21 protein-coding genes and 1 tRNA gene are annotated in these 26164 nt (G+C 42.9%); 12 read left to right on the top strand and 10 right to left on the bottom strand.

Annotated elements, in window-relative coordinates; translation table 11 throughout:
* Positions 1-24 precede the first annotated feature (24 nt).
* The 3 genes from R2S67_RS04775 to choV all read left to right on the top strand — a co-directional run bounded on the left by R2S67_RS04775 (position 25) and on the right by choV (position 3065).
* Positions 25-963: a choline ABC transporter substrate-binding protein gene (locus R2S67_RS04775; protein ID WP_005392553.1), complete on the top strand. Its 939-nt coding sequence runs from the start codon at positions 25-27 to the stop codon at positions 961-963.
* Between the two features lie 78 nt (positions 964-1041).
* Entirely contained in the window at positions 1042-1884 is an 843-nt protein-coding gene (gene choW, locus R2S67_RS04770; RefSeq protein ID WP_005392552.1) for a choline ABC transporter permease subunit, read from the top strand.
* A 2-nt stretch (positions 1885-1886) separates the two neighbouring features.
* Positions 1887-3065: a choline ABC transporter ATP-binding protein gene (gene choV / locus R2S67_RS04765; protein WP_150916798.1), complete on the top strand. Its 1179-nt coding sequence runs from the start codon at positions 1887-1889 to the stop codon at positions 3063-3065.
* Positions 3066-3168: 103 nt separating this feature from the next.
* Here choV and R2S67_RS04760 read toward each other — a convergent pair whose 3' ends face one another.
* Positions 3169-3825 (bottom strand): NAD(P)H-dependent oxidoreductase, encoded by a 657-nt coding sequence (locus tag R2S67_RS04760; RefSeq protein ID WP_031780265.1) that lies wholly within the window; start codon positions 3823-3825, stop codon positions 3169-3171.
* A gap of 238 nt (positions 3826-4063) precedes the next feature.
* Here R2S67_RS04760 and R2S67_RS04755 point away from each other — a divergent pair, with 238 nt between their 5' ends.
* Entirely contained in the window at positions 4064-4468 is a 405-nt protein-coding gene (locus R2S67_RS04755; RefSeq protein ID WP_046875967.1) for a globin, read from the top strand.
* Positions 4469-4552: 84 nt separating this feature from the next.
* Here R2S67_RS04755 and R2S67_RS04750 read toward each other — a convergent pair whose 3' ends face one another.
* The 3 genes from R2S67_RS04750 to R2S67_RS04740 all read right to left on the bottom strand — a co-directional run bounded on the left by R2S67_RS04750 (position 4553) and on the right by R2S67_RS04740 (position 9626).
* Positions 4553-5335 (bottom strand): slipin family protein, encoded by a 783-nt coding sequence (locus tag R2S67_RS04750; protein ID WP_109169864.1) that lies wholly within the window; start codon positions 5333-5335, stop codon positions 4553-4555.
* Positions 5336-5345: 10 nt separating this feature from the next.
* Positions 5346-6722, bottom strand: a complete 1377-nt coding sequence (locus R2S67_RS04745; RefSeq protein WP_047008242.1) for an NfeD family protein — start codon at positions 6720-6722, stop codon at positions 5346-5348.
* 255 nt (positions 6723-6977) lie between these two features.
* Entirely contained in the window at positions 6978-9626 is a 2649-nt protein-coding gene (locus tag R2S67_RS04740; protein WP_317342547.1) for an EAL domain-containing protein, read from the bottom strand.
* 720 nt (positions 9627-10346) lie between these two features.
* Between R2S67_RS04740 and R2S67_RS04735 the strand changes: the two genes are divergently transcribed.
* The 3 genes from R2S67_RS04735 (at position 10347) to R2S67_RS04725 (ending at position 14231) form a co-directional block, all read left to right on the top strand.
* Positions 10347-11315, top strand: coding sequence for a cytochrome-c peroxidase (locus R2S67_RS04735; RefSeq protein ID WP_053084246.1), 969 nt, complete (start codon positions 10347-10349; stop codon positions 11313-11315).
* Positions 11308-13665 (top strand): ATP-binding protein, encoded by a 2358-nt coding sequence (locus R2S67_RS04730; RefSeq protein WP_317342546.1) that lies wholly within the window; start codon positions 11308-11310, stop codon positions 13663-13665. The genes R2S67_RS04735 and R2S67_RS04730 overlap by 8 nt, the downstream gene beginning before the upstream one ends.
* Before the next feature lie 98 nt (positions 13666-13763).
* Positions 13764-14231 (top strand): OsmC family protein, encoded by a 468-nt coding sequence (locus R2S67_RS04725; protein ID WP_005392541.1) that lies wholly within the window; start codon positions 13764-13766, stop codon positions 14229-14231.
* A 75-nt stretch (positions 14232-14306) separates the two neighbouring features.
* Here R2S67_RS04725 and gdhA read toward each other — a convergent pair whose 3' ends face one another.
* Positions 14307-15659, bottom strand: a complete 1353-nt coding sequence (gene gdhA / locus R2S67_RS04720; protein WP_039437518.1) for an NADP-specific glutamate dehydrogenase — start codon at positions 15657-15659, stop codon at positions 14307-14309.
* 302 nt (positions 15660-15961) lie between these two features.
* On the opposite strand from gdhA, the gene R2S67_RS04715 reads away from it, so the two are divergent.
* Positions 15962-16972, top strand: a complete 1011-nt coding sequence (locus R2S67_RS04715; protein WP_317342545.1) for a DUF2804 domain-containing protein — start codon at positions 15962-15964, stop codon at positions 16970-16972.
* 7 nt (positions 16973-16979) lie between these two features.
* Positions 16980-17837 carry a sterol desaturase family protein gene (locus R2S67_RS04710; RefSeq protein ID WP_005397136.1) on the top strand — a complete coding sequence of 286 codons (858 nt, stop codon included), beginning with the start codon at positions 16980-16982 and terminating at the stop codon, positions 17835-17837.
* Between the two features lie 17 nt (positions 17838-17854).
* On the opposite strand, the gene R2S67_RS04705 is transcribed toward R2S67_RS04710, so the two are convergent.
* Positions 17855-17929, bottom strand: a tRNA-Gly gene (locus tag R2S67_RS04705).
* 371 nt (positions 17930-18300) lie between these two features.
* Here R2S67_RS04705 and R2S67_RS04700 point away from each other — a divergent pair.
* Positions 18301-18819, top strand: a complete 519-nt coding sequence (locus tag R2S67_RS04700) for a DUF4136 domain-containing protein (protein WP_150916790.1) — start codon at positions 18301-18303, stop codon at positions 18817-18819.
* 575 nt (positions 18820-19394) lie between these two features.
* Positions 19395-20075, top strand: coding sequence for a DedA family protein (locus R2S67_RS04695; RefSeq protein ID WP_317342544.1), 681 nt, complete (start codon positions 19395-19397; stop codon positions 20073-20075).
* Between the two features lie 125 nt (positions 20076-20200).
* Here R2S67_RS04695 and R2S67_RS04690 read toward each other — a convergent pair whose 3' ends face one another.
* From R2S67_RS04690 to R2S67_RS04675, 4 genes are all read right to left on the bottom strand, one after another.
* Positions 20201-20524 (bottom strand): hypothetical protein, encoded by a 324-nt coding sequence (locus R2S67_RS04690; protein WP_006741016.1) that lies wholly within the window; start codon positions 20522-20524, stop codon positions 20201-20203.
* 86 nt (positions 20525-20610) lie between these two features.
* Positions 20611-21069 (bottom strand): hypothetical protein, encoded by a 459-nt coding sequence (locus R2S67_RS04685; protein WP_150918112.1) that lies wholly within the window; start codon positions 21067-21069, stop codon positions 20611-20613.
* A 335-nt stretch (positions 21070-21404) separates the two neighbouring features.
* On the bottom strand, positions 21405-22046 hold the full coding sequence (locus R2S67_RS04680) for a murein L,D-transpeptidase catalytic domain family protein (RefSeq protein WP_005397144.1): 642 nt from the start codon (positions 22044-22046) through the stop codon (positions 21405-21407).
* 842 nt (positions 22047-22888) lie between these two features.
* A complete protein-coding gene (locus tag R2S67_RS04675; RefSeq protein WP_317342542.1) occupies positions 22889-25255 on the bottom strand; it encodes an EAL domain-containing protein in 2367 nt (788 codons plus the stop codon).
* A gap of 472 nt (positions 25256-25727) precedes the next feature.
* Here R2S67_RS04675 and rbsD point away from each other — a divergent pair, with 472 nt between their 5' ends.
* Positions 25728-26147 (top strand): D-ribose pyranase, encoded by a 420-nt coding sequence (gene rbsD / locus R2S67_RS04670; protein ID WP_005397153.1) that lies wholly within the window; start codon positions 25728-25730, stop codon positions 26145-26147.
* Positions 26148-26164 lie beyond the last annotated feature (17 nt).

The raw sequence follows: 26164 nt of genomic DNA, 5'->3' as shown, positions 1-26164 counted from the left end.
AGTAATCATTACAAGGAATTCAATATGTCTAAGATGACAAAAATCTTCTCAACAATCGCACTAAGTACTTTAGCAACAGGCGCTTATGCCAACCAATGTGAAACGGTACGTTTTGCAGATGTAGGTTGGACCGACATTACGGCGACCACCGCTGTGACATCTGAGCTGCTAAAAGGGTTGGGGTACAAAACGAAGACCGATCTACTATCGGTACCTGTTACTTACTCTTCTATGGCCAATGGCGATATCGACATTTTCCTAGGTAACTGGATGCCAACAATGGAAGGTGACATCGCGAAATACCGTGATGCAGGTACCGTTGAAACCGTACGAGCGAACCTCGTCGGCGCAAAATACACACTCGCGGTTCCAAAATACGTTTATGACGCAGGCGTGACCAACTTCGCTGATCTAGTAAAACATGCCGACAAATTTAAAGACCGCATTTACGGCATTGAACCAGGTAACGATGGTAACCGCTTAATTCAGTCAATGATTGATAGCAACGCATTCGGCCTAAAAGACTTCAGCCTAGTCGAATCCAGTGAAGCTGGCATGGTGTCTCAAGTATCACGTGCTGCGCGCCGCAACCAATGGATTGTGTACCTAGGTTGGGCCCCGCACCCAATGAACAGCAACGTTGAAATGGAATACCTAGCGGGTGGTGACGACTTCTTCGGCCCTAACTACGGCGGCGCGAATGTGTACACAAACGTACGTAAAAACTACCTTGCTGAGTGTCCAAATGTAGGTCAGCTAGTGAAAAACCTAGAATTCAACCTAGAAATGGAAAACGAATTGATGGAAGCGATTCTCAACCAGAAGCAGAAACCGTCGAAAGCAGCGCAAGCATGGTTGAACGCAAACCAAGAACAAATTGAAGCGTGGCTAGAGGGCGTTAAGACGGTGGATGGTCAAGACGCAGTAACAGCAATTACAAACTATTTAAAAACTAACGCTTAATTAAGCAGTTTTTAAGCGCGTTTTTTTGAAAAAGAAAGTGGGCAGTCATGCCCGCTTCATTAACACAAAGGTTTTATTTTGAATTTTATTACGGACAACAAACTACCGTTGGGCCAATGGATGGAAACTGGCGTCGATTGGTTAACCATCAATGCATCGGGTTTCTTCGATGCAATCTCTATTACACTTGAAACGATCATTCTTTTCGTGGTGGACATTTTTAAATGGATGCCACCTGCAGCGCCAATCATTATGACGGCGGCAATTGCTTGGTTCTTACACCGCAGCATTCCGCTTGTTGTATTCATCGTGTTGGCCTTGCTCGCAATTCTCAACCTTGGTTACTGGCAAGAAATGCTGGAAACCTTTGTCCTTGTGTTTGCAGCGACAACGATTTCCGTATTAATTGGCGTGCCGTTGGGCATTATGGCGGCACACCGTCCTTGGTTATACACTTTGTTGCGACCAATCCTCGATTTGATGCAGACCGTACCGACATTCGTTTACCTAATTCCAACCTTGGTTCTGTTTGGCTTAGGTATTGTCCCTGGCCTAATCTCGACCATCATTTTCGCTATCGCTGCGCCAATTCGATTGACGTACCTCGGTATTATTAAAGTGCCGGAGGAGTTACTTGAAGCGGGCAAAGCATTTGGTGCAAGCCGCATGAAGTTATTGTTTAAGGTGGAATTACCTGCGGCATTACCAAGTATAATGGCCGGCGTTACGCAATGTATTATGTTGTCTCTTTCTATGGTAGTTATTGCGGCTCTTGTTGGTGCTGATGGACTTGGTAAGCCAGTCGTACGTGCACTGAATACCGTAAACATCTCGCAAGGTTTTGAAGCGGGTTTAGCGATTGTACTCGTCGCCATCATTCTTGACCGCTTGTGTAAAGCACCAAACCAGAAGGAGGCTTAATCATGGACGCAATTACTATTCAAAATCTTGATGTGGTTTTTGGTCAGCAGCAGTCACAAGCGTTAGCACTACTAGACCAAGGCAAGTCTCGACAAGAAATCATCGACGAAACTGGCCAAGTGGTTGGGGTTGATAATGTTTCGCTGAGTGTGAAACAGGGTGAGATCTGTGTTTTGATGGGGCTTTCAGGCTCGGGTAAATCAAGTTTGCTGCGAACAGTTAACGGGTTGAACGAAATTTCTCGTGGCTCTCTGAAAATTAAAGACGGCGACGACATGGTTGAGCTCTCTAACTGTGACGAACAGAAGTTGCGCCACCTTCGTACTCACCGCGTATCCATGGTGTTTCAGAAGTTTGCATTGATGCCATGGTTAACGGTATTAGATAACGTTGCGTTTGGTCTAGAAATGCAAGGCATTGGCAAAGCAGAGCGCCGTAAAAAAGCGCGTGAACAGCTCGAAATGGTCGGTTTGTCTGAGTGGGAAACGAAATTCCCGCACGAGCTCTCTGGCGGTATGCAGCAGCGTGTTGGCCTAGCGCGAGCGTTCGCGATGGACACAGATATCTTGTTAATGGATGAGCCGTTTTCAGCACTTGACCCGTTGATTCGTGCTCAGCTTCAAGATGAATTGATTTTGCTTCAGGAAAAGTTAAACAAAACCATTCTTTTTGTGAGCCACGACTTGGATGAAGCGCTAAAAATCGGTAATAACATCGCCATTATGGAATCAGGAAAACTGATTCAACACGGCAAGCCCGAGCAGATCATTCTTGCTCCAGAAAACGATTATGTGGCTGACTTTGTAGCCCACACTAATCCATTGAACGTACTTAAGGGACGCTCTTTGATGCGTGACGACTTAGTTCGTGAAGATGAGCGTGTACTGATTTGCCCTGACAAAGATATTTGGGTGACCCAAGAGAGCAAAGGCTTAAGCTTAGCGGATACAGATAAGTTGTTGGTTCAATGGAAGAGCGATTCTTCGAACCTTGATGAGGTAAACGAAAATTCTCTGGTTCAGGTTAGCCCGGAAATCAGTATGCGAGAAGCGATTGAGCTTAAGCAGCGCAGCAATCAGCCTCTGCTTATGGTGGAGGACAACCAGTTAGTTGGTGTGTTAAGCGACAACGAGCTTTACGATGCATTGCTTGGTAACTTTAAGTCTGAGCAAGTGGCATAAAGTTAGAGTAGAGTTGAAGCCAAGCTAAAAAAGAGCCGCATATTAGTGCGGCTCTTTTTGTTTTAAACAATGATATAAATAGTTAAGCTAAGGAAACGGTCGATTATAGAGTCGTAATTACATCATCCATCGCAAGGCGAGCTTTTGGTAGACCATGATTATAATCTTCCCCGTCTTTGTGGTAGCCAATCGCCAGTGCAACTTCACAGACATGGCCTTCTAATTCTTCTTTGAATACTTCTCCAATCAGTGTTGGATCTACGCCTTCCATCGGCGTTGAGTCAATACCCAGACGAGCCAAGGTGTGTAGTAGATTGCCGAGCGCTAAATAGACTTGTGCTTTTGTCCAGTTCCCGTTAAAGCCATTTTCATCCGTATTTGCATCGGCAAAAGCGTAGGCGCCCATAAAGTTGTTGTACATTTCCGCCGGTAGGTGGCCAGACGTTACTTCGGCATCCACACGTTTCGCGAACTTCTCTTTGGTGAAGTTTGGATCGTACGCAAAAAGAATCGTATGTGACGCGGCTTTAGCGTGTGGCTGGTTAAACTGGTGCATATTTGCAAACGTATCGTGGAAACGTTGCTTGGCCTCATCACTTTCAATCACGATGAATTTCCACGGTTGCGAGTTAATCGAAGACGCTGAAAGACGGAGTGCTTCTTTGATGATTGCCATATCTTCTTGAGAAACGCGTTTGGTTTCGTCGTATTTTTTAGCAGTGTAGCGGCTGTTTAGATCAGTAATGATTTGATGAGACACGTTTGTATCCTTTTTATTTTTGTGACAAATGAGGATGCGCTTAGCATCGACAACCATGCGTACCTCGAATATAGATTCATAATACGGGATATTTTTTCATTGATAAGAGGGCGTTTATTTGAATCACTTTTTACTTTTTATTGAAAATTGGCGTGCTTCATAGGGTTAGGCATCATCATTTAGATGCTTTTGATGATTATTAAATTACACTCATATTAAGAGAGTAATGGAGAGCAACATGAACGTGATTCAAGTTTTCAACGATAGTTATGAACGTTGTATCGCGAACCAAGGCTTTTTCGACTTGTTTTACAGGAATTTATGGTCAAAAAGTACAAGCTTCAGACAAAAGTTTGATGGTGTCGACATGCACCAACAGGTGCGAATGCTTAGAGGATCTATCGTGTTTTTTATGATGGCCGATACCTCTAACGAGGCGCACAAGATGGTGGAAAAATATGGTAAGAAGCATGCGAGTTCCGATATTGGCATTGAACCACAGGATATTGATGTTTGGTTTGAAAGCCTTATCGAAACGGTTCAAGAGTGTGATTTTGAATACGACGATGATGTCGAAACAGCGTGGAGAGCTTGTTTTAACACAGGTTTGTCGGTAATGAAGCGGGAGTGCTCCAAACACTAAAAGAGAAACTAAATGCTCTTCGAAAACAAGCAAGTTAAAGCAAGGAAGTAACGTGTAAACAGCTTACTTCCTTGAGTATGGCTTTTATTTGTCTTGTGTCTCGTTATTCTTTTTTACCGCTTCGGCGATATCACTGACGGCTTCGACAAGGTTGATCGGCATAGGGAAGATAATAGTCGATGTTTTGTCTGTCGTGATTTCCGTGAGTGTCTGCATGTAACGCAATTGCAGCGCATTCGGCGCTTCGTTGAGCATTTGAGCTGCCTCTTTTAATTTATTAGAAGCTTCTAACTCACCGGTAGCGTGAATGATTTTCGCACGACGGTTACGTTCTGCCTCAGCCTGACGCGCTAGCGCTCTGACCATGCTGTCATTTAAATCAACATGTTTGACTTCAACCGTGGCAATCTTGATGCCCCAGTCATCAGTCTGTTGATCGAGGATGGATTGTAAATCCTTATTGAGACGCTCGCGCTCTGAAAGTAATTCATCCAGTTCATGCTGGCCTAATACTGATCGCAGCGTGGTTTGCGCTAACTGGCTGGTGGCATCGCTGTAACTTTCAATGTTGTTAATTGCCATTTGAGGATCGACTACGCGAAAATAAACAACCGCATTGACGCGCACAGACACGTTATCTTTGGTTATCAAGTCTTGTGTCGGCACATCCAAAACGACAGTACGTAAATCCACCCGTACCATTTGTTGGATAAATGGGATAAGAATGATTAAGCCAGGGCCTTTTACTTCTTGAAAGCGACCAAGAAAGAATACAACCCCACGTTCATACTCTCTCAAAACCTTAAACATTTGGGTCGCAAGTGCGAACAATAGCACCACGATCACCGCAACGGTATAGAGCATCATAAAGCGCCTCCTATTTATTTTGGCGGTCATCAGGCATCACGGTTAAGGTCAGCCCTTTCACATTCACAATGGTGACATGATCACCTTGTTTGAGTTGTTGATGGTCTTTGGTTTTGGCTCGCCATAGCGCACCATCGAGTTGAACGCGCCCTTCGCCATCGATAAAGTCATCGCTCACGACAGCGATTTTCCCAGGGTAAGTTTCTAAACCTGTTGTCACACGTCGTCGGCGTATTTTGAGCAGCAGGCCGACAGTCAACACGATCAGCGCGACAGAAAAGATGGAAATACCGAAAATTAAAGGAAGGGCGATCTGAAATCCTGGCAACTCACTGTCCATGAGGAAGATGGAACCGAGCACAAAGGCGACAACACCACCTAAGCCCAAAATTCCAAAGCTCGGACTGAATGCTTCCGCGATCATCAGTGCAATTCCGAGTAACAGCAGACCAAGCCCAGCGTAGTTCACAGGCATCATTTGTAAGGCGTACATGGCGAGGAGCAAACAAATACCACCCAACACGCCGGGTAAGCCAATGCCCGGGTTGTAAAACTCAAGAAGCAAACCGTAGATGCCAATGAGCATCAGGATGTAGGCGACGTTTGGGTTTGTGATAACGGCTAGCATTTCTGCTCGCCAATCGGGTGTTCTTTCAATCCATACGGGATTTTCCAGTGACAATGTCACATCACGATTGTTAACTTTAACAGTTTGTCCATCAATGGCTTTGACTAAATCCTCTGGTGAGTTGGCGATATAATCAATAACGTTTAATTCCAATGCCTCTGTGGCGTCCAAACTCGCAGCTTCGCTCACTGCTTTCTCTGCCCACTCTGCATTTCGGCCATGAAGCTTTGCTAAGCCTTTAATATAGGCTCTAGCATCATTAATCACCTTTTTCTCCATTGCGGTTTTCGCGGGAACTTTCTCTGAACCTTCGTTAGTTCCTTCTGACGTTTCTTCCGCGTTTTGATCTTTGCCATCATCCGATGAAGGGGGCTGAGGGGCACCACCTAACGCGACGGGCGTTGCAGCGCCAAGGTTGGTGGCTTCAGCCATTGCGGCAACGTGGCTGGCGAGTAAAATGTATGTCCCTGCGCTAGCCGCTCTAGATCCTGACGGGCCAACCCAAGTCGCAACTGGAGTGGAGGAGGTGGTAATCGCGTGAATAATATCTCTCATTGCGCTGTCTAAGCCGCCAGGAGTGTCCATCTCTAAGATCACTAAACTGACACCGTTGAGTTGCGCTTCTTCTATCTCACGAGACAAATAGTCGCTGGTAGCAGGACCGATAGCGCCTTTGACGGGAACAATCCAGACAGTATTGGCCAGTGCTTGACTAGCAAACAATAGTAAAGGTAAGACCCATATCCATAGTCGTTTCATGCAGTCCTCCTTGTGCGGTCACAGGGACTTTTTGAAAACCTAATTCAAGTATATACGCAGTAATACTAGTGCAAATAAGTAATTGATCACTCGAATTAGTCATATCAGCATTTATCATGGCACATCTGAGGCTACGGGCCTTCATATGAATATCGGTAGTCACTAATCGTGGGGCGTCTGGTGTGAAAAGGTTCAACAAAAAGGCAAAGTGACGGTAATCACTTTGCCTTCCTAATGTGTCTTAGAGGAGAGAGACTAACTGTTTACGTGGCGAGAAAATTGAACGAGCGCTTGCTCGGCAGGCATCGGTTTGTGGAAGTAAAACCCTTGCAACTCATCAATATTCCAAACTTTAAGCTTGCGTACTTGGCTCGCGGTTTCAACACCTTCGGCGACAATAGTTAACCCTAATTCTTGAGACATGTTGGCAATGTTTCTTACCAGTGTTTTCGCTCTGTCATTGGTTTCAATCTCGTCGATATAAGATTTATCCAGCTTCACAATATCCAATGGAAAATTACATACGCTACTGAATGATGCGTATCCAGTACCAAAATCATCCAAAGCGAGTCCAACACCAAGTCGCTTGATGTCTTGAATGCTTTGGATAGATTCTACTTCTCCGCCCATCAACATACTTTCAGTAATTTCAAGCACAAGCTGGCCCGCAGAGAGGTTGTATTGAGCCATCACTTTTTTTAGGTAGGGCATCAGTCCTGCATGATAAAAGTGCTGCGCGCTTAAGTTCACATGCACGCTTAACATCGACAGACCTTGCGCATGACGAACTCCGTTGAGCCGACTGATAAATTCGCACGATTGTTTGAGAATGGACTCTCCCAATTCGACGATAAGTTTTCCTTGTTCTGCCATCGGAATAAATACTTCTGGTGAAATCATCCCTAATGTTGGATGTTGCCAACGAGCAAGTGCTTCGAAGCTAATGACTTCAGTGGTTTTAGCTTCCACGATAGGCTGGAAAAAAGGTTTAATCGCATCTTGTCTAATGGCATTTTCTAAATCGCGATTGATCACCATAGAGGTTTCCGCTTGCTCTGATAGTTCTTCATCAATGACTAATACTTCGTGAGAGTGACGACCCTTAGCGGATTGCGATGAGAAACGTGCTGCAAGCAGCAAATGCTCGACAGACTGGTGAGTAATGTTTAGATCCATCATCACCGCTTTGCTGTCTAATGACATCATGATCCCGGAGAGCTGGACCTTATGTGACAAATGATTCAGTAATCGATTGGTAGCATCTATCGCTTTTTGGTGGTGCTCGATATCTGGAATCAAAATTATAAATTCATGCTCACTAATTCGGCCTATTTGGAATGCACCTAATTGCTCGCGTATTGCGGATGCGATGTATTGAATCACTTCATCAAAAATGAGGTGACCGTATACCCCTGCAATTTGCTTGAGAGTCTTACTGTTAATGTACACAAACGAAAAATGGTTTGGCCGTGTCTCTACGAGCTCGTGCAGTGCATTGAGAATGACAGGACGATTACAGAAACCGGATACCGGATCAAAGTCGGTGAGCTTTTGGATCATTTCTGCTTGCTGTTTTGTCTCTCTCATATCCTGAAGCAACAACATCAGCGCACTTTGACCATGATGTTGAATGAGCGTGGCTTCTATCAAACAGTCGATTTCTTCTGTATTGCTATCGAGCACCTGCGCTTCGAATTGTGTTTTACCGTTTTTCAGCTCTCTGAACATGGCGTCAACTCGACATTCATCGTCCTCCGATGGGCACAAGGTGTCTAGAGGACGATCTATCAATTGCGATTTGCTGTAGCTCAACAGATCTAACGCTCGTTGGTTGACATCGACTATTTTACGATCGATAACAATTAGCATGCCTAGTGAGGAGCTATGGTACAGAGCACCAAACTTTTCCATCGAGTCTTTCAATTGCAGTTGGGTTAACGATGTATTTTCAGAGAGCTTTTGTACCAGTTTTGTCGCTAACTCTAATTCGTCTACTTTTACAGAATGCAAGCCTTCAAGCTGGTATTGAGAGGCGATTTCGCTTATTCCTTCAGCAAAATGATTAAAGCGAGTGGCGACCTTATTTTTAAACGTGATGTAGGTACCCGCAGCGATGATTGATGCCACAACGCCAACCGTTGCAAACAGGTACATGAATAGCGTATTACCTTTCGCATAATGCTCTCGCTGTGTTTTCGTTTTTAGCCATGCGATTGGTTCACCAGATAAATCAGAGAGTGAGGCCCATTTTGTTATTGACCGCGAGGTCTTCTCTATATCCCGCATCTCACTACTGTCTGATCCACTTACCATCTGCGTCTCTAATGAGTTTTCCGCAGTTAAAATGGATTTAAAGTCTCCAGGAAAGCGCAAAGATAGGTTTCTTCCCCAAAGCATCCATCCGTTAGAAGGGCGGTCGCCTTCACTATTTCTAACTGGGCTGAGGCTAAGACCCCAAATAGTATCGTTGATTTTAAACAACCCTGAGATGCTCTCTCTATGGATATCAAGCTTGTGATTCATGGACTTGATGTAATCTTGAAGAGTAGGTTGATTCGCCATTTTAGCGGTGAGTTCTGAAGAAGTGTCGGGGTTATCCTCACGAGTTAAGGAGAGCAGGGTTTGCCCATTAGTCGTGATAAACGCCATCATATCGAGGTTTAACGCATCAATGCTCTCTGTGTAAAGGTTTCGCTCGGTATATTTCGCAATATCACGATCAACAAACAGATCGTATGTTTCGTCCCAGTACGCCCAATCGTATGAGGCGCTTTCTTGCTGGCTCACCATCATGTCGATGACAGCGAGTGCTTGCTGATTCGCATGGTTAATTTCCATGTCTTCGAGCTCATCTAAGCTATACAGGAAAAAATAACGGCTAATAAAAAGGAAGCTGATGACCATGCCCAGCAGTCCTAATGAAAAGTATAAGGCGGTTTTATAGCGAAGATTCAAGTTAAACAAGCGAAGTGTTTTCATTAAAAAATAGTTATAGATGTTAATTCACTGAAAGTGTACGACATGTTCTAACAGAAATTGTTGATATAGATTCAAATTATAGAGATAAAATGAAGGATTTGCTGAGCTGATATGGTAAGTGAAACGTTTGCTCTAATTACTAGATTTTCGTGTTTGCAATTAAAATGCTCAATAACGTACCGCGCATTCAAATTACGGTTTAATCGTGCAGCTAGTAAAGGTATAAATCTTTTTATAAAACAGTCTATTAGTGTAACTAGTGCTTTTCTTCTGTATCTAAACTTCTTTTGTAATAGTAAACTGCGAAAAAATGATGGGTAATTATGATGTTTATTGTTCAACGCTTGGTCAAACTGGCCATTATCTGTGCCATTTTCTTTACTATCTTCGATCTCATCTCCTATGGTGAGATTACTTGGGTTCAAAGGTTGCTGGCTTCTATAAGCTAAATCTAGAATTCAATATGCACACATAACTCCACGAAGCGAGTCAATTCTTCGTTACTCGCCTTCGTCATTTGCTCCTTATCTGAGCTTTAAATAAAAGTCCCTCCACGTGCAGCTCTGGTAACCGTTTTCCATTAATGGAAAAAACCTAAAAATGCAACTAACTTCATACTAATGGCAAGTGTAAGGTATGCAGTTGATGAGGCAATTCAGCATAATCACATTAGTTGTTGTGACACTCATTTTGAGCCAAGCAACAATCGCAAGAAATGCTAAGGTGCTAGGTGATATTTCGTTAGTTCAGCCGATAGAAGGTGACCCTGTCGTAGATATTAAGCTGGCGAGAATTGGCTGGCATCTCTTTCGTGATCCTCAGCTATCTTCAAACGGTAGCGTCAGTTGTGCGACGTGCCACAACTTGCAAACCAATGGCGCTGAAAATACACCAGTTTCTACAGGGGTGAAAGGTGATGGAACTCGAAATTCCATCACAGTGTTTAATGCAGCGTTAAATTATCGTTTTTTATGGGATGGTACCGAAAACACCTTGATGGCTCAGATTGATGGGCCAATCCACAATCCAATAGAAATGGACTCAAACTGGCAAACAATAGAGCAGTACGTGAAAGGAAGCGAACGTTATCAAGCGCTATTTAGTCGTGATGGTGAGCTACCGATTAATATTAACAATATTAAGTCCGCCATTGTGGAGTTTGTCGAAGGGCTCCAAACTCCAGGTGCACCATTCGATGCCTACTTACTGGGTTACACCCATGTCCTCAGTGAGCAGCAAATTAGGGGGTGGAAAACATTTCAGTCTTCAGGTTGCGTACAGTGTCATCAGGGCAAAAATATTGGCGGAGCGATGATACAAAGGTTCGCCTATTTCAAAGATAAGCCAGTAGTAGAGGATTCGGGACGGCACCTGATTACGACGGAAAGTGAAGAACAATTCTATTTTAGAGTCGCCAGTTTACGTAATGTCGCCCTAACAAGCCCTTATTTTCATAACGGACGAGTTGACCAGTTATCTGAGGCGATACAGATTATGGCGAAAACGCAGCTCGGAATTACGATGAGCGATGAAAGTGTCGCTGATATTGAAGCGTTCTTACAGTCTTTGACAGCACCCAGACCCGTGATTTTAGAGGTGTTGGAAAATGAGTAAATTCAAACTCGTTAATATCTGCTTTTTTATTGCCATGCTGACGTGTTGTGTATTGGCGTACATGTCACATGTGAATTCAAAAAGTGCACAAGAATTCCACGCGGAGTTGACGGATATTGGGCACAAGTTGATTGAAGAGCGCGATGTTATCGTGAATCGATATGCGGTTGAAGATAGGAAGAATTATGAACTGACGACATCTTTAGTGGATATAGAAGTCGCAGCTGAGAACTTGCTAAATTCATCAAGGGAGTCAGTTTGGTTCCCTGTTACGCCCAATCATAAAAAAGTTGAGGATACGCTCAATCTATTCAAAAACCGTGTGCTTGATACAACGCTGAAGCTCGATATGTTGATTGGCGTTCAGGTGGAGAATCAATACGCGTTATTAATGCTATTCAACTTATATCAGCAAGATATTTCTACCGATACCCGAAAGACGTTGAGTGGGCATCACTATTTTGAGTTTCTCAACCAACTGCTTTTGACACAAAACGTAGTTGAGAGTGAAAGTGAAGCCAATTTCTTAGATCGGCTTCAAGCGAGCGATAAAAGGATAGAACTACTCACGAATGAACTGCTTGATCATGGATACTTTGTTTTTATCGAGGATGCGGAGCATCGGCTGCTCAATATTGCCCAAAGTGAAGCGCGTTTTACTTGGTTGTTTGTTTTTATTGCCGTGATGTTGTTAGTCAGTGCATTCTTGTATCAGTCGCAATATCGAATGTACAACTTGAAACAATTAAACCTCGAAATCGAGGAGGCGCGAAATAAAGCCGAGCGAGCAGCAAAAGCCAAATCAAGTTTTCTCGCCGCAATGAGTCACGAATTAAGAACGCCGATGAATGGTGTATTGGGCCTTTCTCAAATGATTGCAGAGGAAACTAAAGAGCCGACGACTAAAGAGTACGTGAAAGTCATTCTTGATTCTGGCCAACACTTGATGACGATTCTCAACGATATTTTGGATTTCTCTAAAGTTGAAGAAAACAAACTGGAATTTGAACAGGCTAAGTTCAATTTAGATCAAGTCATTTCTCCTGTGTGTAGCGCAATAAAACCGCTCATCGATGAAAAAAATATCGAATTGATCGTGGAAAATGAAGTGCCTGAATACGTTGAATTTACCGGAGACTGCGCACGTTTACGACAGATTTTGTTTAATCTTGCTGGCAACGCGGTGAAGTTTACCAGTGAAGGGCATGTGTTAATCAGAACGGAACTTGATAAGGTAAATCATTGCTTGGTGATGATTGTGAGTGATACTGGTATTGGTATCGCGCTAGACAAGCAAGAACATGTTTTCAACTCGTTTGAGCAAGCCGACTCTTCAACTACCCGAAAATTTGGAGGCACAGGGCTTGGTTTGGCAATAGTTAAAAAATTAACTGGCTTGATGGATGGCAAGATTACATTGAAAAGTGTGGAGGGCGTCGGAAGTCAATTCATCGTCGAACTGCCCATTCCTTGGGTTGAATGCGAACTTCCAAAGGCACAAGAGCCTCCAAAAACTCGCAAGAAAACACACAATTTGCAGATATTGCTTGCTGAAGATAATCGAGTGAACGCCATTGTGGCGAAAGGGTTTTGCGAAAAGTTGGGACATGAAGTGGATGTTGCTGAAAACGGATTGGTGGCGGTTAAAAAGGCGAGAGATAACGAATATGACCTGATTCTGATGGACAATCACATGCCTGAGATGAATGGTGTTGAAGTGACGCGTGTGATTCGACAAGAGTTAGGTATCAAAACATTACTCTTTGCGTATACGGCAGATGTCTTTCGTGAGGCGCATGATAGCTTTATTGAAGCCGGAGCGGATCATGTGCTTACAAAACCGCTACAACAAGAGAGCTTTTCGGACGCTCTTAAACAGTTTGCTGCGAGGCTCGAACCAAAAGAGAATTTACCATTAACGAATGACAACAACGTTCTCCAGTTGCAGCGCAAGCCAATAGAGAAGCTACGGCTGACAGAAGAAGAGTTATCCAGTTCAGAGATGCTCATTTCTTTGCAAGAAGCGCCGGAAGCGATAGATGAGCTACTAAAAGGTATTATTGTCGATTTTGAATCATCGGTTGATGAACTTATTGATTATTTTATGGCTGAAGATTTCGCGTCTCTAGAAGACACGTTGCATAAAACAAAAGGTATGGCATTGAACCTTGGTTTGCCGATTTTAGCTGGACAAACGGAGGCGCTAGAAAACACGCTCAAAGCGAAGCAAACTCCTGAAATTGAGCGGTTACAGATGCTAATCAACCGATTACAAGTTAACATCCATCAGGCTAATCGACTTCTGGATGACATACAGAAAAAAAACGTCGATCCTCAACAAATTTTGTAACCTCTCTGAGTTCATGCGTTCCTTACCTCGTTTCGTTATGGTTTACTATGACGTGAATGGATGTGTTGATTCGTCAATGAGAAAATCAGGGAGTTAGAATGAGTAAGCATTCCGCTTTAATCGAATGGCATCGCGAAGCTGACGAAGTATTCAGTGATAACCAGTATAGTCGGGCGCACATTTGGAAGTTTGATGGCGGGTTGCAAGTCCCTGCGTCACCATCTCCACACGTAGTGCCGTTGCCATTATCTGTAGAAGAAAACGTTGATCCGGAAGAAGCATTTGTTGCGGCACTTTCCAGTTGTCACATGCTTGTTTTTCTTTCTATTGCGGCGAAACGACGTTACGTTGTGGATCGCTACCTAGATGAAGCAGTAGGGGAGCTGAAAAAAGGTGAAAATGGAAAAGAATGGGTGTCTAAGGTAACACTAAACCCTAAGATAACATTTGCTGGTGATAATCAACCGACACGATCTCAATTAGAAAAAATGCACCACATGGCTCATGAGAATTGTTTTATCGCCAATTCGGTTAAAACTGAAGTGACGACGCTTATTGCAGATTAAATGAAGCTCTTTGTCAAAGCGCAGTGTATCGCCGAATAGTGTTAAGCCAGCAGTCAGGCTGCTGGCTATTGTGAACTAAACGATGCCTTGCTCGATCATCGCATCAGCGACTCTTCTAAAGCCGGCAATGTTTGCGCCTAAAACTAAATTACCAGGTTGACCAAACTCTCGACTGGTTTCGTTTGCATTAATAAAGATGTTTTTCATGATGGTCTGTAACTGGCTATCGACTTGCTCAAAGGTCCAGTTTTGCATGCTGGCATTTTGTGCCATTTCAAGCTGACTGGTTGCAACGCCGCCTGCATTGGCTGCTTTCGCTGGCCCATAAGCCATTTCGGAATCCACGATGATATTGGCCGCATCACGAGTGGTTGGCATGTTTGCGCCTTCACTAATCAAAACACACCCATTATCGATAAGAGCAAGAGCATCGTTTGACGTTAGTTCATTTTGGGTCGCGCAAGGGAATGCGGCGTCAGCTTGATATCGCCATACAGCATGCCCTTCATTAGGATAGTCACCCAACGGCGTATACTCTGCTTCAGGGTAAGTGTCTAAATACTCTTCTAAACTTGCTCTTTTCACTTCTTTAAGTTGCTTGAGGAGCTGCAGGTCAATACCGTGCTCATGATAGATCGTGCCTCTAGAATCGCTGCATGTTACTGGGGTTGCTCCCATGTGGTATAGCTTTTCAATTGCATAGATAGCGACGTTACCTGCGCCAGAAACGAGGCAAGTTTTGCCTTTGAGTGAATCATTACGGTCATTGAGCATGCATTCCGCAAAATATACGGTTCCATATCCCGTTGCTTCTTTCCTAACAAGTGAGCCCCCCCAAAGAAGGCTCTTGCCTGTAAGTACCCCTTCGTAGCGGCCCGTCAATCGCTTATATTGACCAAACATATAACCAATTTCACGCGCACCGACGCCGATATCGCCAGCAGGAACATCGGTAACAGGACCAATGTGGCGGTATAACTCGTTCATAAATGATTGGCAAAATCGCATGATTTCACCGTCAGATTTTCCTTTAGGATCGAAATTTGAACCGCCTTTTCCGCCACCAATTGGAAGGCCAGTAAGCGCGTTTTTAAAAATCTGTTCAAAGCCGAGGAACTTTATGATGCTCGCGTTCACTGAATGATGGAACCTCAGTCCGCCTTTGTATGGACCTAACGCGGAGTTAAACTCGACGCGGTAGCCTTTGTTTACTTGCACATTCCCTGCGTCATCGACCCAAGGAACTCGAAACATGATTTGACGTTCTGGTTCTACGATTCTTTGGATAATCGCTTGTTCTTTATATTTATTATTGCTTTCTATGACTGGAGCGAGAGAAGTTAATACTTCTTCTACGGCTTGGTAAAACTCTTTTTGAGCCGGGCTACTGTGTTGCAACGCAACAATAGTATCGTGTATGTGTGACATAGATCTCTTCCTTGATATGAATAAGCAATCAGTTTATATGAATTTATTCCCATTAAATAGTGATTTTGACCAATTCTCAATGGCTATAATGGTCTTTCCTGCGGATGAGAACGCTCAATTTCCAACTTCTGGTCGTATTGATGAGGAAGATTAAGTGAGTGACATGAGTGGATAGTTGAGTGATCGGTTTCACATATAGCGAGCCGAAGCCAAATTAGTCGATATTGTTGTGCTGTCACGCAAATTGTTTTTGTTAACGTAGTGTTAACATCTGAGCGTGTTGACTCGAAAAAGATAAAAATATGCATGAGCTTAAGACTCTGGACTCGTTTATGCAGCAAAACGGTCTACCAGTGTTTGGCCATCTTGATGGGATTCCCACATCTTTACAGTTAGATAAGTTTACCTACCTTGATGAGATGGATAAGCCAGCGTCTAAGTGGCGCCGTTACTGTGACTATAAGCAGTTTCAGTTCGTTAATTTGGTCACACCTAACTACGTGATTGGGGTTGCGATTGCGGATATTAGGTATTTAGCATCTGGTTTTTGCTATCTGTTTGACATTCAAAATAATGAGTTAGTGGAGCAGCAGTGGTTAAAGCCTTTTAATATTGATTATCAAACTCAGCCTTCCAGTTGGTCTAGTCATGCCCATCTTGCTGACAAAAGTATTCAGTTTTCTATTCAGAATGGTATTTGGCACGTCCACTTTGTGACGAAATCTGTCAATGCTGATCTCTACTTACGTTCAGAAAGTATGAGTTTGCCATTAATGTTGTGTACACCAACCGGTTATGCGGGTTGGACTTATACGCAGAAGCATAATGCGTTAACGGTAGATGGCAACTTATTCATATTAGGAAAGGAACAAGATCTCTCAGAAGTGGCTGCTGGTTACGACTTTTCCGCTGGGTACATGCGACGGGAGACAAGCTGGCGCTGGGCGAGTATTAATTGCTTTGAAAGCGGCAGACGATTGGGGCTGAACTTAGCTGCAGGCGTCAATGAAACGGGCTGCTGTGAAAATGTATTCTGGATTAATGGTGAACGGCATTTTTTACAGTCTGTTCATTTTCAATTTTCACGAAATGATGAAGGACAAAGATGGTATATAACGTCGGAAGATAAACGGATTGACCTAGTGTTCACGCCTTTAAACCGACGTTCAGAAAAGAAAAACTTTTGGTTTCTCAAAAGCAATTTTCGTCAATATATCGGCTATTTCTCTGGCTACATCGTTGATGGGAATGGTATCAAACATCAGTTAGAAGAAGTCATAGGTCTTACTGAAGATCACTATGCAAAATGGTAGAAACACAATGGATTGGACACAGTTGATGGAACGCCCTGAATTACTTCTGATGATTTTGGCGCCTGTTTTCTTTTTATGTATGGTTGCAGAGTACTGGTTTGGACAACGAAGGGGACGTTTGCCCGAAAGCGCGACGTATTATATTCCGGAAGTTGTATGTAATTTTGTGCTTGCGGGCTTACACCAAGCGACAGACATACTCACAGGTTTACTGATTGCTCAGTTATATTTGTGGTGGTTTGATTGGCGATTGTTTGATATCGAAATGAGCGTTTCAGCGTTTTTGTTACTTGTCGTCCTGCAAGACTTTTTCTATTACTGGTTTCATCGAGCTAGCCACCGTATTCGTTGGATGTGGGCTGCGCACGTGGTCCATCACAGCTCGGAGAGAATGAATTTCAGCACCGCGTTTCGTCAAAGCTTGATGTATCCGTTAGCGGGAATGTGGATTTTCTGGTTGCCTTTGGTGATTATTGGCTTTGATCCTAAGTGGGTCGTCTTCGTTGTGCTGTTTAATCTGGGCTTACAGTTTTTTGTTCATACTCAATCAATTCGCTCGCTTGGACCGCTAGAGTGGGTATTTAACACGCCATCTCATCATCGTGTTCATCATGGTATAAACCGTCAGTACATCGACAAAAATTACGCGGGAGTGTTGATTATCTGGGATCGGATGTTTGGAACGTTTGAACCAGAAGTGGAAACCGTTAGGTATGGAATTTCTAAACCTGTAAACAGCTTTAATCCCATTCGTGTGACGTTTGCAGAATGGAAAGATATGTTTTATGACGTAACACGACCAAATTTAACGTGGAAACAACGTTGGCGCTGTCTATTTGCTCCGCCATCGGATTCTTTTGAGTAGATTGAGATAAAAGAGATTGGAGCGGGCAGCGGGAATCGAACCCGCATCATCAGCTTGGAAGGCTGAGGTAATAGCCATTATACGATGCCCGCGCATCGATAGGACTCAGCTAATATGCCACACTGAACGAAAAAGAAAAGTCTTTTCTCATCAATTGTTTGTCAGATGCCTAAAAAAGTAGCGTCTTGGTGTTAAAGTGTTCATTGTCTCTGTTTTTCAGGAGGGTCAGAGATTCCGCTTCTAAAATCGATGGCTGCTAATTAGGGGCAAACACACTGTCTACTAGCGTTTAGGCATTGATGATATTCAAGATTGTCAGTGTAAAGGTTAATCGCGTTTATTGAACAGTCAGGTTTCATGGTCAAGACTAGATATTGAAATGATTACTTTTTACTGCTGAAGCGTATGTATAGCACTAGCGTAATTCCGCTGAAACAGTCAGCTTAACCAAAGGAGATTTAACATGTGGAAAGGTTTGATATTAGGGGCGGTGATGATGCTCGTGTCTGCTTGTACAACCGTAACAACGGATGTTGATAAGCAAGCCGATTTTTCAGCTTACAGAACGTTTGATTTCGGTGCCCAAGCAGAAGCCCCTACGAGTATTGATGGTCGACGTATTGAACAAGGATTGGCTGAACAGCTTGAAGACAAGGGCCTAATTAAAGTGAATAGTGGTGGGGACCTTTACGTTCATCATGATATCGTCGAAGAGTCCGAGCTTGTCTCTTCTGGGTCTTCGGTGAGTTTCGGTTATGGTTGGAATAGCTTTGGCGTGATCACTTCAAGCCCGGAACGATACAAAGAACGTAAGTATGGCAAACTGGTGGTAGAGCTTGTTGATGCAAAGGCTAATCAGATTGTGTGGAAAGGTGTTTCAAGTAGGAAACTATCTGAGTCTATGAGCTCTGAGAAAAGAGAATCTCTGATTGAAGAAGAAATTGCGAAAATGTTTGAAAACTACCCTTACGGTGAAAAATAATTAGTATTCTTAACGATTAAGAATACTAATTGCCAATCGTTACGCACAGGGTTAAAAGAACTTATTATTTTGGTTTTGGTTACCTTTGTGCGTACGACTCTGATTGTTTTACTCGGACTACTTTTCTGCTTGTTGGCTCCGAGCATGAGTCTGGCGCACTCATACCCAAATATTCTTTCCTTTCATAACCAGAATATTGCTGTTGACGCTAAGTCGAAGCACTTTTCAGAATACCCTGTCTCTCCAATACAACAAGACTATCCGAGTTTAAACAGCCGGAATATATTGAGGGTTAGCCATTCTAAGGAAACGAGCTCGAACGACGATGTAGAGCTCGAATGCTTTGAAACGCTTGCTGTAGTATGGTGGACATATCGTTCGGCATTTCACTCGATGGGGCTGCTAAAACGCATCGGCAATGAAGCTTTAGGTCGTTGTGTTGAAAGTATTTTTACTCATTCTAAATACAGAATCGGTGCGAGGAAAGAATCGAATCTTATATACCGCTTTATACATGCTCGCTAACACATTCCATGTTTTTACAATTTTTGGTTAGTTATGCTTAGGAGCGGTTTATGTTTGATTCGGTAATTCAGGTCTTGAGTGCCTTTTGGCATCAAGATTTCACGGCGTTAATGGCGCCAGGCGGTGCAGGATTGGTTTATTTTGTTGTTGCTGCGCTTATCTTTTTGGAAAGTGGTTTTATTCCTGCTGCGCCATTCCCATGCGACAGTGTCGTCGTATTATCCGGTACGCTGGCGGCGGTTGGCGTCCTTGATCCAATTATGATTATGTTGGTGATAGCTGTTAGTGCGGGGCTGGGAAGTTGGTCGGCTTACTTACAAGGCAAGTGGCTAAATCGCTTACCTAAGGTTCAAGGCTGGGTAAGCGCGGTTCCTCAAAAGCGTTTGGAACAGGTCGACGTATTACTCAGTAAACATGGATTGATTGCGCTTTTTTGTGCGCGGTTTATTCCGGTTGTTCGTTCCCTATTGCCATTAATGATGGGGTTGCGAGTGAAAGGTATTAGTAAATTCCATTACTTTGCATGGCTGAGTGCGATTTTATGGACGCTGATATTATGCGGTTTTGGTTTATTGCTTCCCTTGTTACCAGAGAATATGAGCAAAACGATCACAATGCTATTAATGGCGGCCCCAATAATTACTCTTGTGATTGGGGTGCTTAGTTTCTTGTTTGTTAAAGCACGTCGAGCGTTCTGTAAATCCAAGGATGTGGCAGAGTTTTCTCAGTAAGTTTACTTTGATTTGCACTTTTAAGCTTGTATACAGATTAGACATCTAATCGGCTGGTTTTTATCAGTAAAAAGAAAGGCGCAATGTATGCGCCTTTCTTTATGAGTGTCGTTAGGGTTTCGAGTTTAATAGCCAATGCTATATAGGTACTCGCCAACCTCTTTACACTGAGACTTGTAGATATTTTCTACTTCGGATTCATTCTTATCTGCTGCTTTAAATTCAAGCTCAGCAGAAGATAACTGGCTGAAACTATAGTTTCTTTCAGACATTAGGTAGTGTCTGAACATCGCTCTGTGTTCAGGAACCGCAATACGTGCATTAGAAACATTGGCACATTCTAGCAGAGTCTCATTGCTCATTTCTTCTGGCTTTGCTTCCGTGTTAGCGAAGGCAGAGCTCGTTGCAAATAGTAATGCTAGTGCGATAGTCGTAGCGAATTTTGTCATTATATGGACCTCAAATTGGTTCTAGTAACAATGAGCGTATTGGTTCTCATCGTTACATTTCCGTGTTCTCTGTATGTCATAAAAAGTTAAACAACAGGGAAGGCGTTGCGACCATGAGTAAAGACGTACATCAAATTGGCTTCTTTTCTTCCTGAGAGTCGATAGAGAGAGCGTTTACTCATCAGCCCGCCATAACCATCAAGAGGTAAGCGAGATGCTTGTTTTGCCAATTCCAATAGTGGTGGGGAAGAGAAAGCAACAAGTAAAAAATAATCAGGAGTAAAATCTGATGATAAAACACCATCAGTGGCGGATGTTCGGCGGCAGGAAACCAGCGCTAACAACTCGCGCTTTATGTGCAGATAATAACCTTCTGAGCCCCAAGAACTTGGAGAGGCAAATGTATGGAATTCGCTGTGTGCTAGTTCAAAGTCGTCTTGTTGCACGAGTTTAAGCAAGCGTTCAGAGGTGTAATGTTTAGCGTGGTGATACGTATGCGCATATGAGGCAGCGATGAACCCTGAAAATAGGGACAATGAAAGCATCAATAATATACGGTGTAGATAACGCAAGAAGTAACCCTAAACATATAACGTCATAGACTATCACTATGACTACGGAATCTTAGTGACACTATGATAACAATGAAAATCGGTGTCTGACCAACTCAGCGTATACTAACGAGATGGAAGAGGGATGAACAGAGTTTTCTGATGTTATTTAGGTATAAGCTAATACCTAAATAATTTTAGCGTTGAAGCAAGCGAAAACTGGAGAAACAGGTAAAGAAAGAGAGTCATGAGGCCTGGAAGCTTGAGTCAATCCGATTATTTGTTGGGGAAGAAATAGAGCATTCTTCCCCACATGAGTTGCACCCGTGTTATGCGCTTGCATAAATAACACTGCCGCCTTTTATGGTGTCAATGATCTCACGAGACAACTTCTTTGGCAGTGCAGGGCAACCCCAACTGCGCCCAAGGTAACCATTCTTCTTGATAAAAGAAGGGTTAGCATAGTCGGCACCGTGCACAACGATATAACGCTCGCGAGCTTTATCGTTCAACCCTGAGCTTAGACCATCTAGTCGAAGTGAATAGCCATTTGAGCCGTAGTAGGTGGTGTCAGTCAAAAACGTACCCAGTGATGTTTTACGCGAGTTCACCACATTTGAAAACTGCGTCGCTGTTTTCTTTCCACTGTTCACACCGTGAGAAACATAAGTATTGTAGATAAGCTTCTTTTTATCTAAATCAACCACATAAAAGCGTTTTTCAGTCGATGGTTTACTATAGTCGATGATGGTTAGTACTGATTTCTTTCTATCGGGTGTTTTTTTGTACGCGATGTAAGCGTCACGAAACAATTTAAAGTCTACTACGCCATCTAACTTTGCTTGTTTGAACACTTGTTCAATTTGATTCTGTGGTATGTGACTTTTGACTTCGTTATCTGCTTGTTTTGCAAAGGCAAAAGGAGAGGCAGACAGAAATGTCCATATAAATAATAAAATTAACTTTTTCATCTTGGCTAAATAAAACTCTATGGTGTTACAAATTTACCGATTGCTTCATGCATTCGTTAAAACAACATGCACATCAATATAATTCTATTCCCAATGTTTCTTATTGTACGCTTAGGTACTTAATATTGGGTTAACGATAAGTTTTCAAGTTAAAAACTAACTGTTTGAAACTCAAATAAATTATGAAGTTAATCGATTGTTTCGATAAACTTCGGCATAAATAATATCTGATATGCGTAATTAATAAAACTGTGTTTAAGGATATTTGTGAGATGGCGAATTTATAAAAACGATGTTTTATTTTTTCTAGATTAGAAACTCTTTTTATTTCAATGTGTTTGTCTTTTGTACGTCTATTCAGCCTGCGTTTAGATTTGTGATTTGACTCGTAACAAATCGTAACGTCAACTCGTTATGTGTGTTAGTGCATTTTAAGTGAGTGGGTAAACAACAAGATGGATAAGAAGGTAGAGAAATACCGAGAAGAAGGGCATTTCCTGTTCACAAGCGATAAAGCTAAGTCTAAGTGGAGCCGACAAATGAGCTTCTACACGAATCATTTAAGTCGGTGATCAGCAGTACAAAAGTAAAGTTTGTCAGCTTTTACTTATTTCCTTATGTCTTCAATTAAAGAAGTAAAAACAGAACTAAACTTACCAAAAAGTAATTCTATCGTTTTGATTAAATATTTAAATAACTGAGAGATTTCATCGAAAAATAATAATACCAAAAATTAACGTACGAACTTATGTGGTTGCTTATGTTATTGAAACTAAGGGTAAAGTCTTGTTTCTATATTATATAAGTACAGCAGCCACATACATGGCTTCTGTACTTAATCTTTAATAAGATGTCCCTTGAACAGTAATTGAACCTACTATGGAACCATCGAAGCGGCTATCGTCATTTGCGGATTGCCACCACAAATTCAGTTGTTCCTTACTCATTGGCTTACCAAATAAATAGCCTTGCATATAGTCACAGCGGTAGGACGATAACCATTCATGCATCACATTGTGCTCAATACCTTCTGCGGTGACCGTTTTATTTTGAGCGTGGCATAGCTCGATGATGGGTTTGATCACATGACCGTTGTTGGTTTTCATCAATGTAACGAGGAACTCTCGGTCAAACTTGATCTTTTGAACTGGATATTGAACAAGTTGAGTCAGCGATGTATAGCCAGAGCCAAAGTCATCAATGGCGAGACGATAGCCACGCTTCGACAGCTCATCAAGTAATGCTGTACCTTGTTGTTCTGCGGCAAAGGTTTCTGTTATCTCTAACTCAATACATTCTGGTTTCACACCGTTTTTGCTTGCTTGGTCATGAATATAATTCGCCATTTCGATTGAGTTAAGTTCTGCTGAAGAGAGGTTGATCGAAAGGACAATGTCTTTGCCAAAAATATTTCTTAATTGGTGATATTCTGCAGTTGCATTGGCGAAAACCCAGCGATCAATTTTATCAAATAAGCCCGCCTGTTCCGCGATTGGGATAAACTCTTTCGGAGGCACGGGACCAATGCCTTCCGCTTCCCAGCGCAATAATACCTCTAGTCCTTCAATCTCGTTGTCCCGATTATTCATATAGGGTTGAAAAACGAGATGGAACTCTTCTTCCACGTTGCTTTTTCTGAGCGCTCGCTCAAGCTGACTGCGTCTTTGAGACTCAACATTGAGAGCAGCTGAGTAATAAGCGTACTGGTTTTTCCCGGCTCGTTTGGCTTGATACATTGCCGCATCGGCACTGGAGAGTAATTTCGCGACGTCTGTACCGTCTTGAGGGTACTGAGCGATACCTACGCTCGCAGTCACGGGGAATGAATTACTCCAAGATGGACTGAGATTGCTAATCGGTTTTAGCAACTCTGAGGCCAGCAAGTCAGGTAGGCGTTGTGCATCCTGATTTGAGCTCAATAAAATAGCAAATTCGTCACCAGACAATCTTGCTGCAAAACAGGGACTATCGTAGTCGTGCGAGAATTTTTGACAGACATTTTTGATGTGTGATGAAAACACCTTTAATAAGTTGTCTCCCAGTTCATGCCCGTATTTGTCATTAACGTACTTAAAGTTATCGAGATCGACATAAATGACCCACAAATGCTGCGAAGGGGAGACGAGTTCACGAGTTGCAAGTTCATGGAAACGATGGCGATTAGCGAGTTGCGTTAGGTGATCCGTTTCAGCCAGGCGTTTTGTCTTCTTATATATGACGTTGAGCTCTTCATACATATCAAAAAAGCGTGAGGATAAGCGTCCTATTTCATCGTTTGTTTCTAGCTTTTCAATGTTGCCGCGTTGATTTGTTTCCAGCTCTTGTAGCTGTTTATCGAGGCGAGAAACGGGGTGTAATACATAACGATACAAAACCAAAACAATTAAGGTGATGGTGCAAAACGCCGCCACACCAAAGGAAAGGGCCAGTTCTAGCCACACTTTATCGACTTTATTCCACATCAAATATTCAGCGGGGGAGAGTACCGCATAAAAGTGTGGCAATAGTTCAATCGTCTGAGCGAGAGGAATATCGAGATAAATAGGCTTGTCGGCAAAAGTTATCACGCTATGCGTGTCGAACTCGATTTCGTGCTTGATCTCATTGAAGGCTTCGAGCGATACCGATACCACCACGAAAAAGACATTTTGCGGATCAAAACTTAGAGGTTGTGTCCCTGTTCGTTTGTCGATGAGTTCGTATTGCAGAAGAATACTTTGTCCGCTGGAATTGTAAATAAAGCCAGTATGGTTAAACGCTTCTCTCGTACTAAAGCTTCGCGAGATGTAATCCAATACCTTAGGGTCGACTACACCTGATGATTCGTAGTATTTATTTTCTGTGTAATAAAGAAGGTTTTGTTTCCCGTCGAGAATCGCCATGCTTGCATCGCCTGTATAGCCATGGCTTAACACATCTGCGGTTTCATCGAGTCGGTTAAATAACACGCGCTCACGATACGGATTGTTATGATTCACCAAGTAGTCTTGCAATACATCACTTTTGCTTAATGTGTATGCATAACTATTGAGGAATATGTTGGCTTGTCGGAACTGCCCTGCGAGCTTTTCCATTTGCAATTGGATATAGCTGTCTTCTCGCTTGATGAGCGTTACTTTTTGAATGCTGTAAATAATGTAACTTGATACCAGCGCGCTTAATAAGATCACTGGCGCGACAAGCAAGATGACTCGATTGCTTAACTTCATTATGGTTTTGTGTTTCCGTTTGTGTCCCTACAAACGTCGCATACCATATAAGGTACTGAACGGATGATGTGTTTTGCAAATTGTAACCAGATTGTAAGGTGAGCGTTCTCCAAAATCAGACAACCATCCAAGAACTGTGATGATGTGTAAGGTTTCCATCTCATTAACTAGAGTGTTTCTCAGTAATGGGACGTATCTCTTTTTCAACTGTCTTTAAAAACCTCACTTCAAGTGTAGATTAAGCCAGTCATCGAAACGTTTCGATGGTAAAGTGTGACTCATGTACCTTTTTACTATTCGATGACCCGTTAATTACGGATCATTCTCACACCTTATCAATCTCACTCTGGTCAAATTACCACAACGAATTATTATTTCATCGAAACGTTTCGATGAGTTTTCTGTTAATAACGAAAACACTTTAAAACAGGCGCTCATGGTTGTATGAACGTGTAACCGAAAGGTCGATGAGATGAAAAAAAGTACCCTAATTAACTCAGATATTTCTTACTTGGTGGCGACGCTAGGCCACACCGATGAGATCACGATATGTGACGCTGGCCTGCCAATCCCTGAGCATGTACAGCGAATTGATTTGGCGCTAACGCATGGCGTACCAAGTTTTCTTGATACTGTTCGCGTGATTCTATCTGAGTCGCAAATCGAAGGGGTCATCATTGCGGAAGAGTTTTCTGATGTAAGCCCTGTTTTGCATCAAGCATTGCTTAACGAACTGAGCAAAGAGAGCGAAGAAACGGGTAAATCTATCGAGATCAGCTACGTGTCACATGAAGCATTTAAAGCACGCACGGCACAAAGCCGCGCTGTCGTTCGAACTGGCGAATGCTCGCCATACGCGAACGTTATCTTTCAAGCGGGCGTGGTTTTTTAAGCCAGAGATATTGAGGA

This window comes from Vibrio sp. T13N (genome assembly GCF_032970445.1).
In the GTDB taxonomy this organism is placed as follows: Bacteria; Pseudomonadota; Gammaproteobacteria; order Enterobacterales; family Vibrionaceae; genus Vibrio; species Vibrio diabolicus.
Note: the sequence above shows the minus strand (reverse complement) of the source record. Positions and strands in the feature narration are given on the sequence as shown.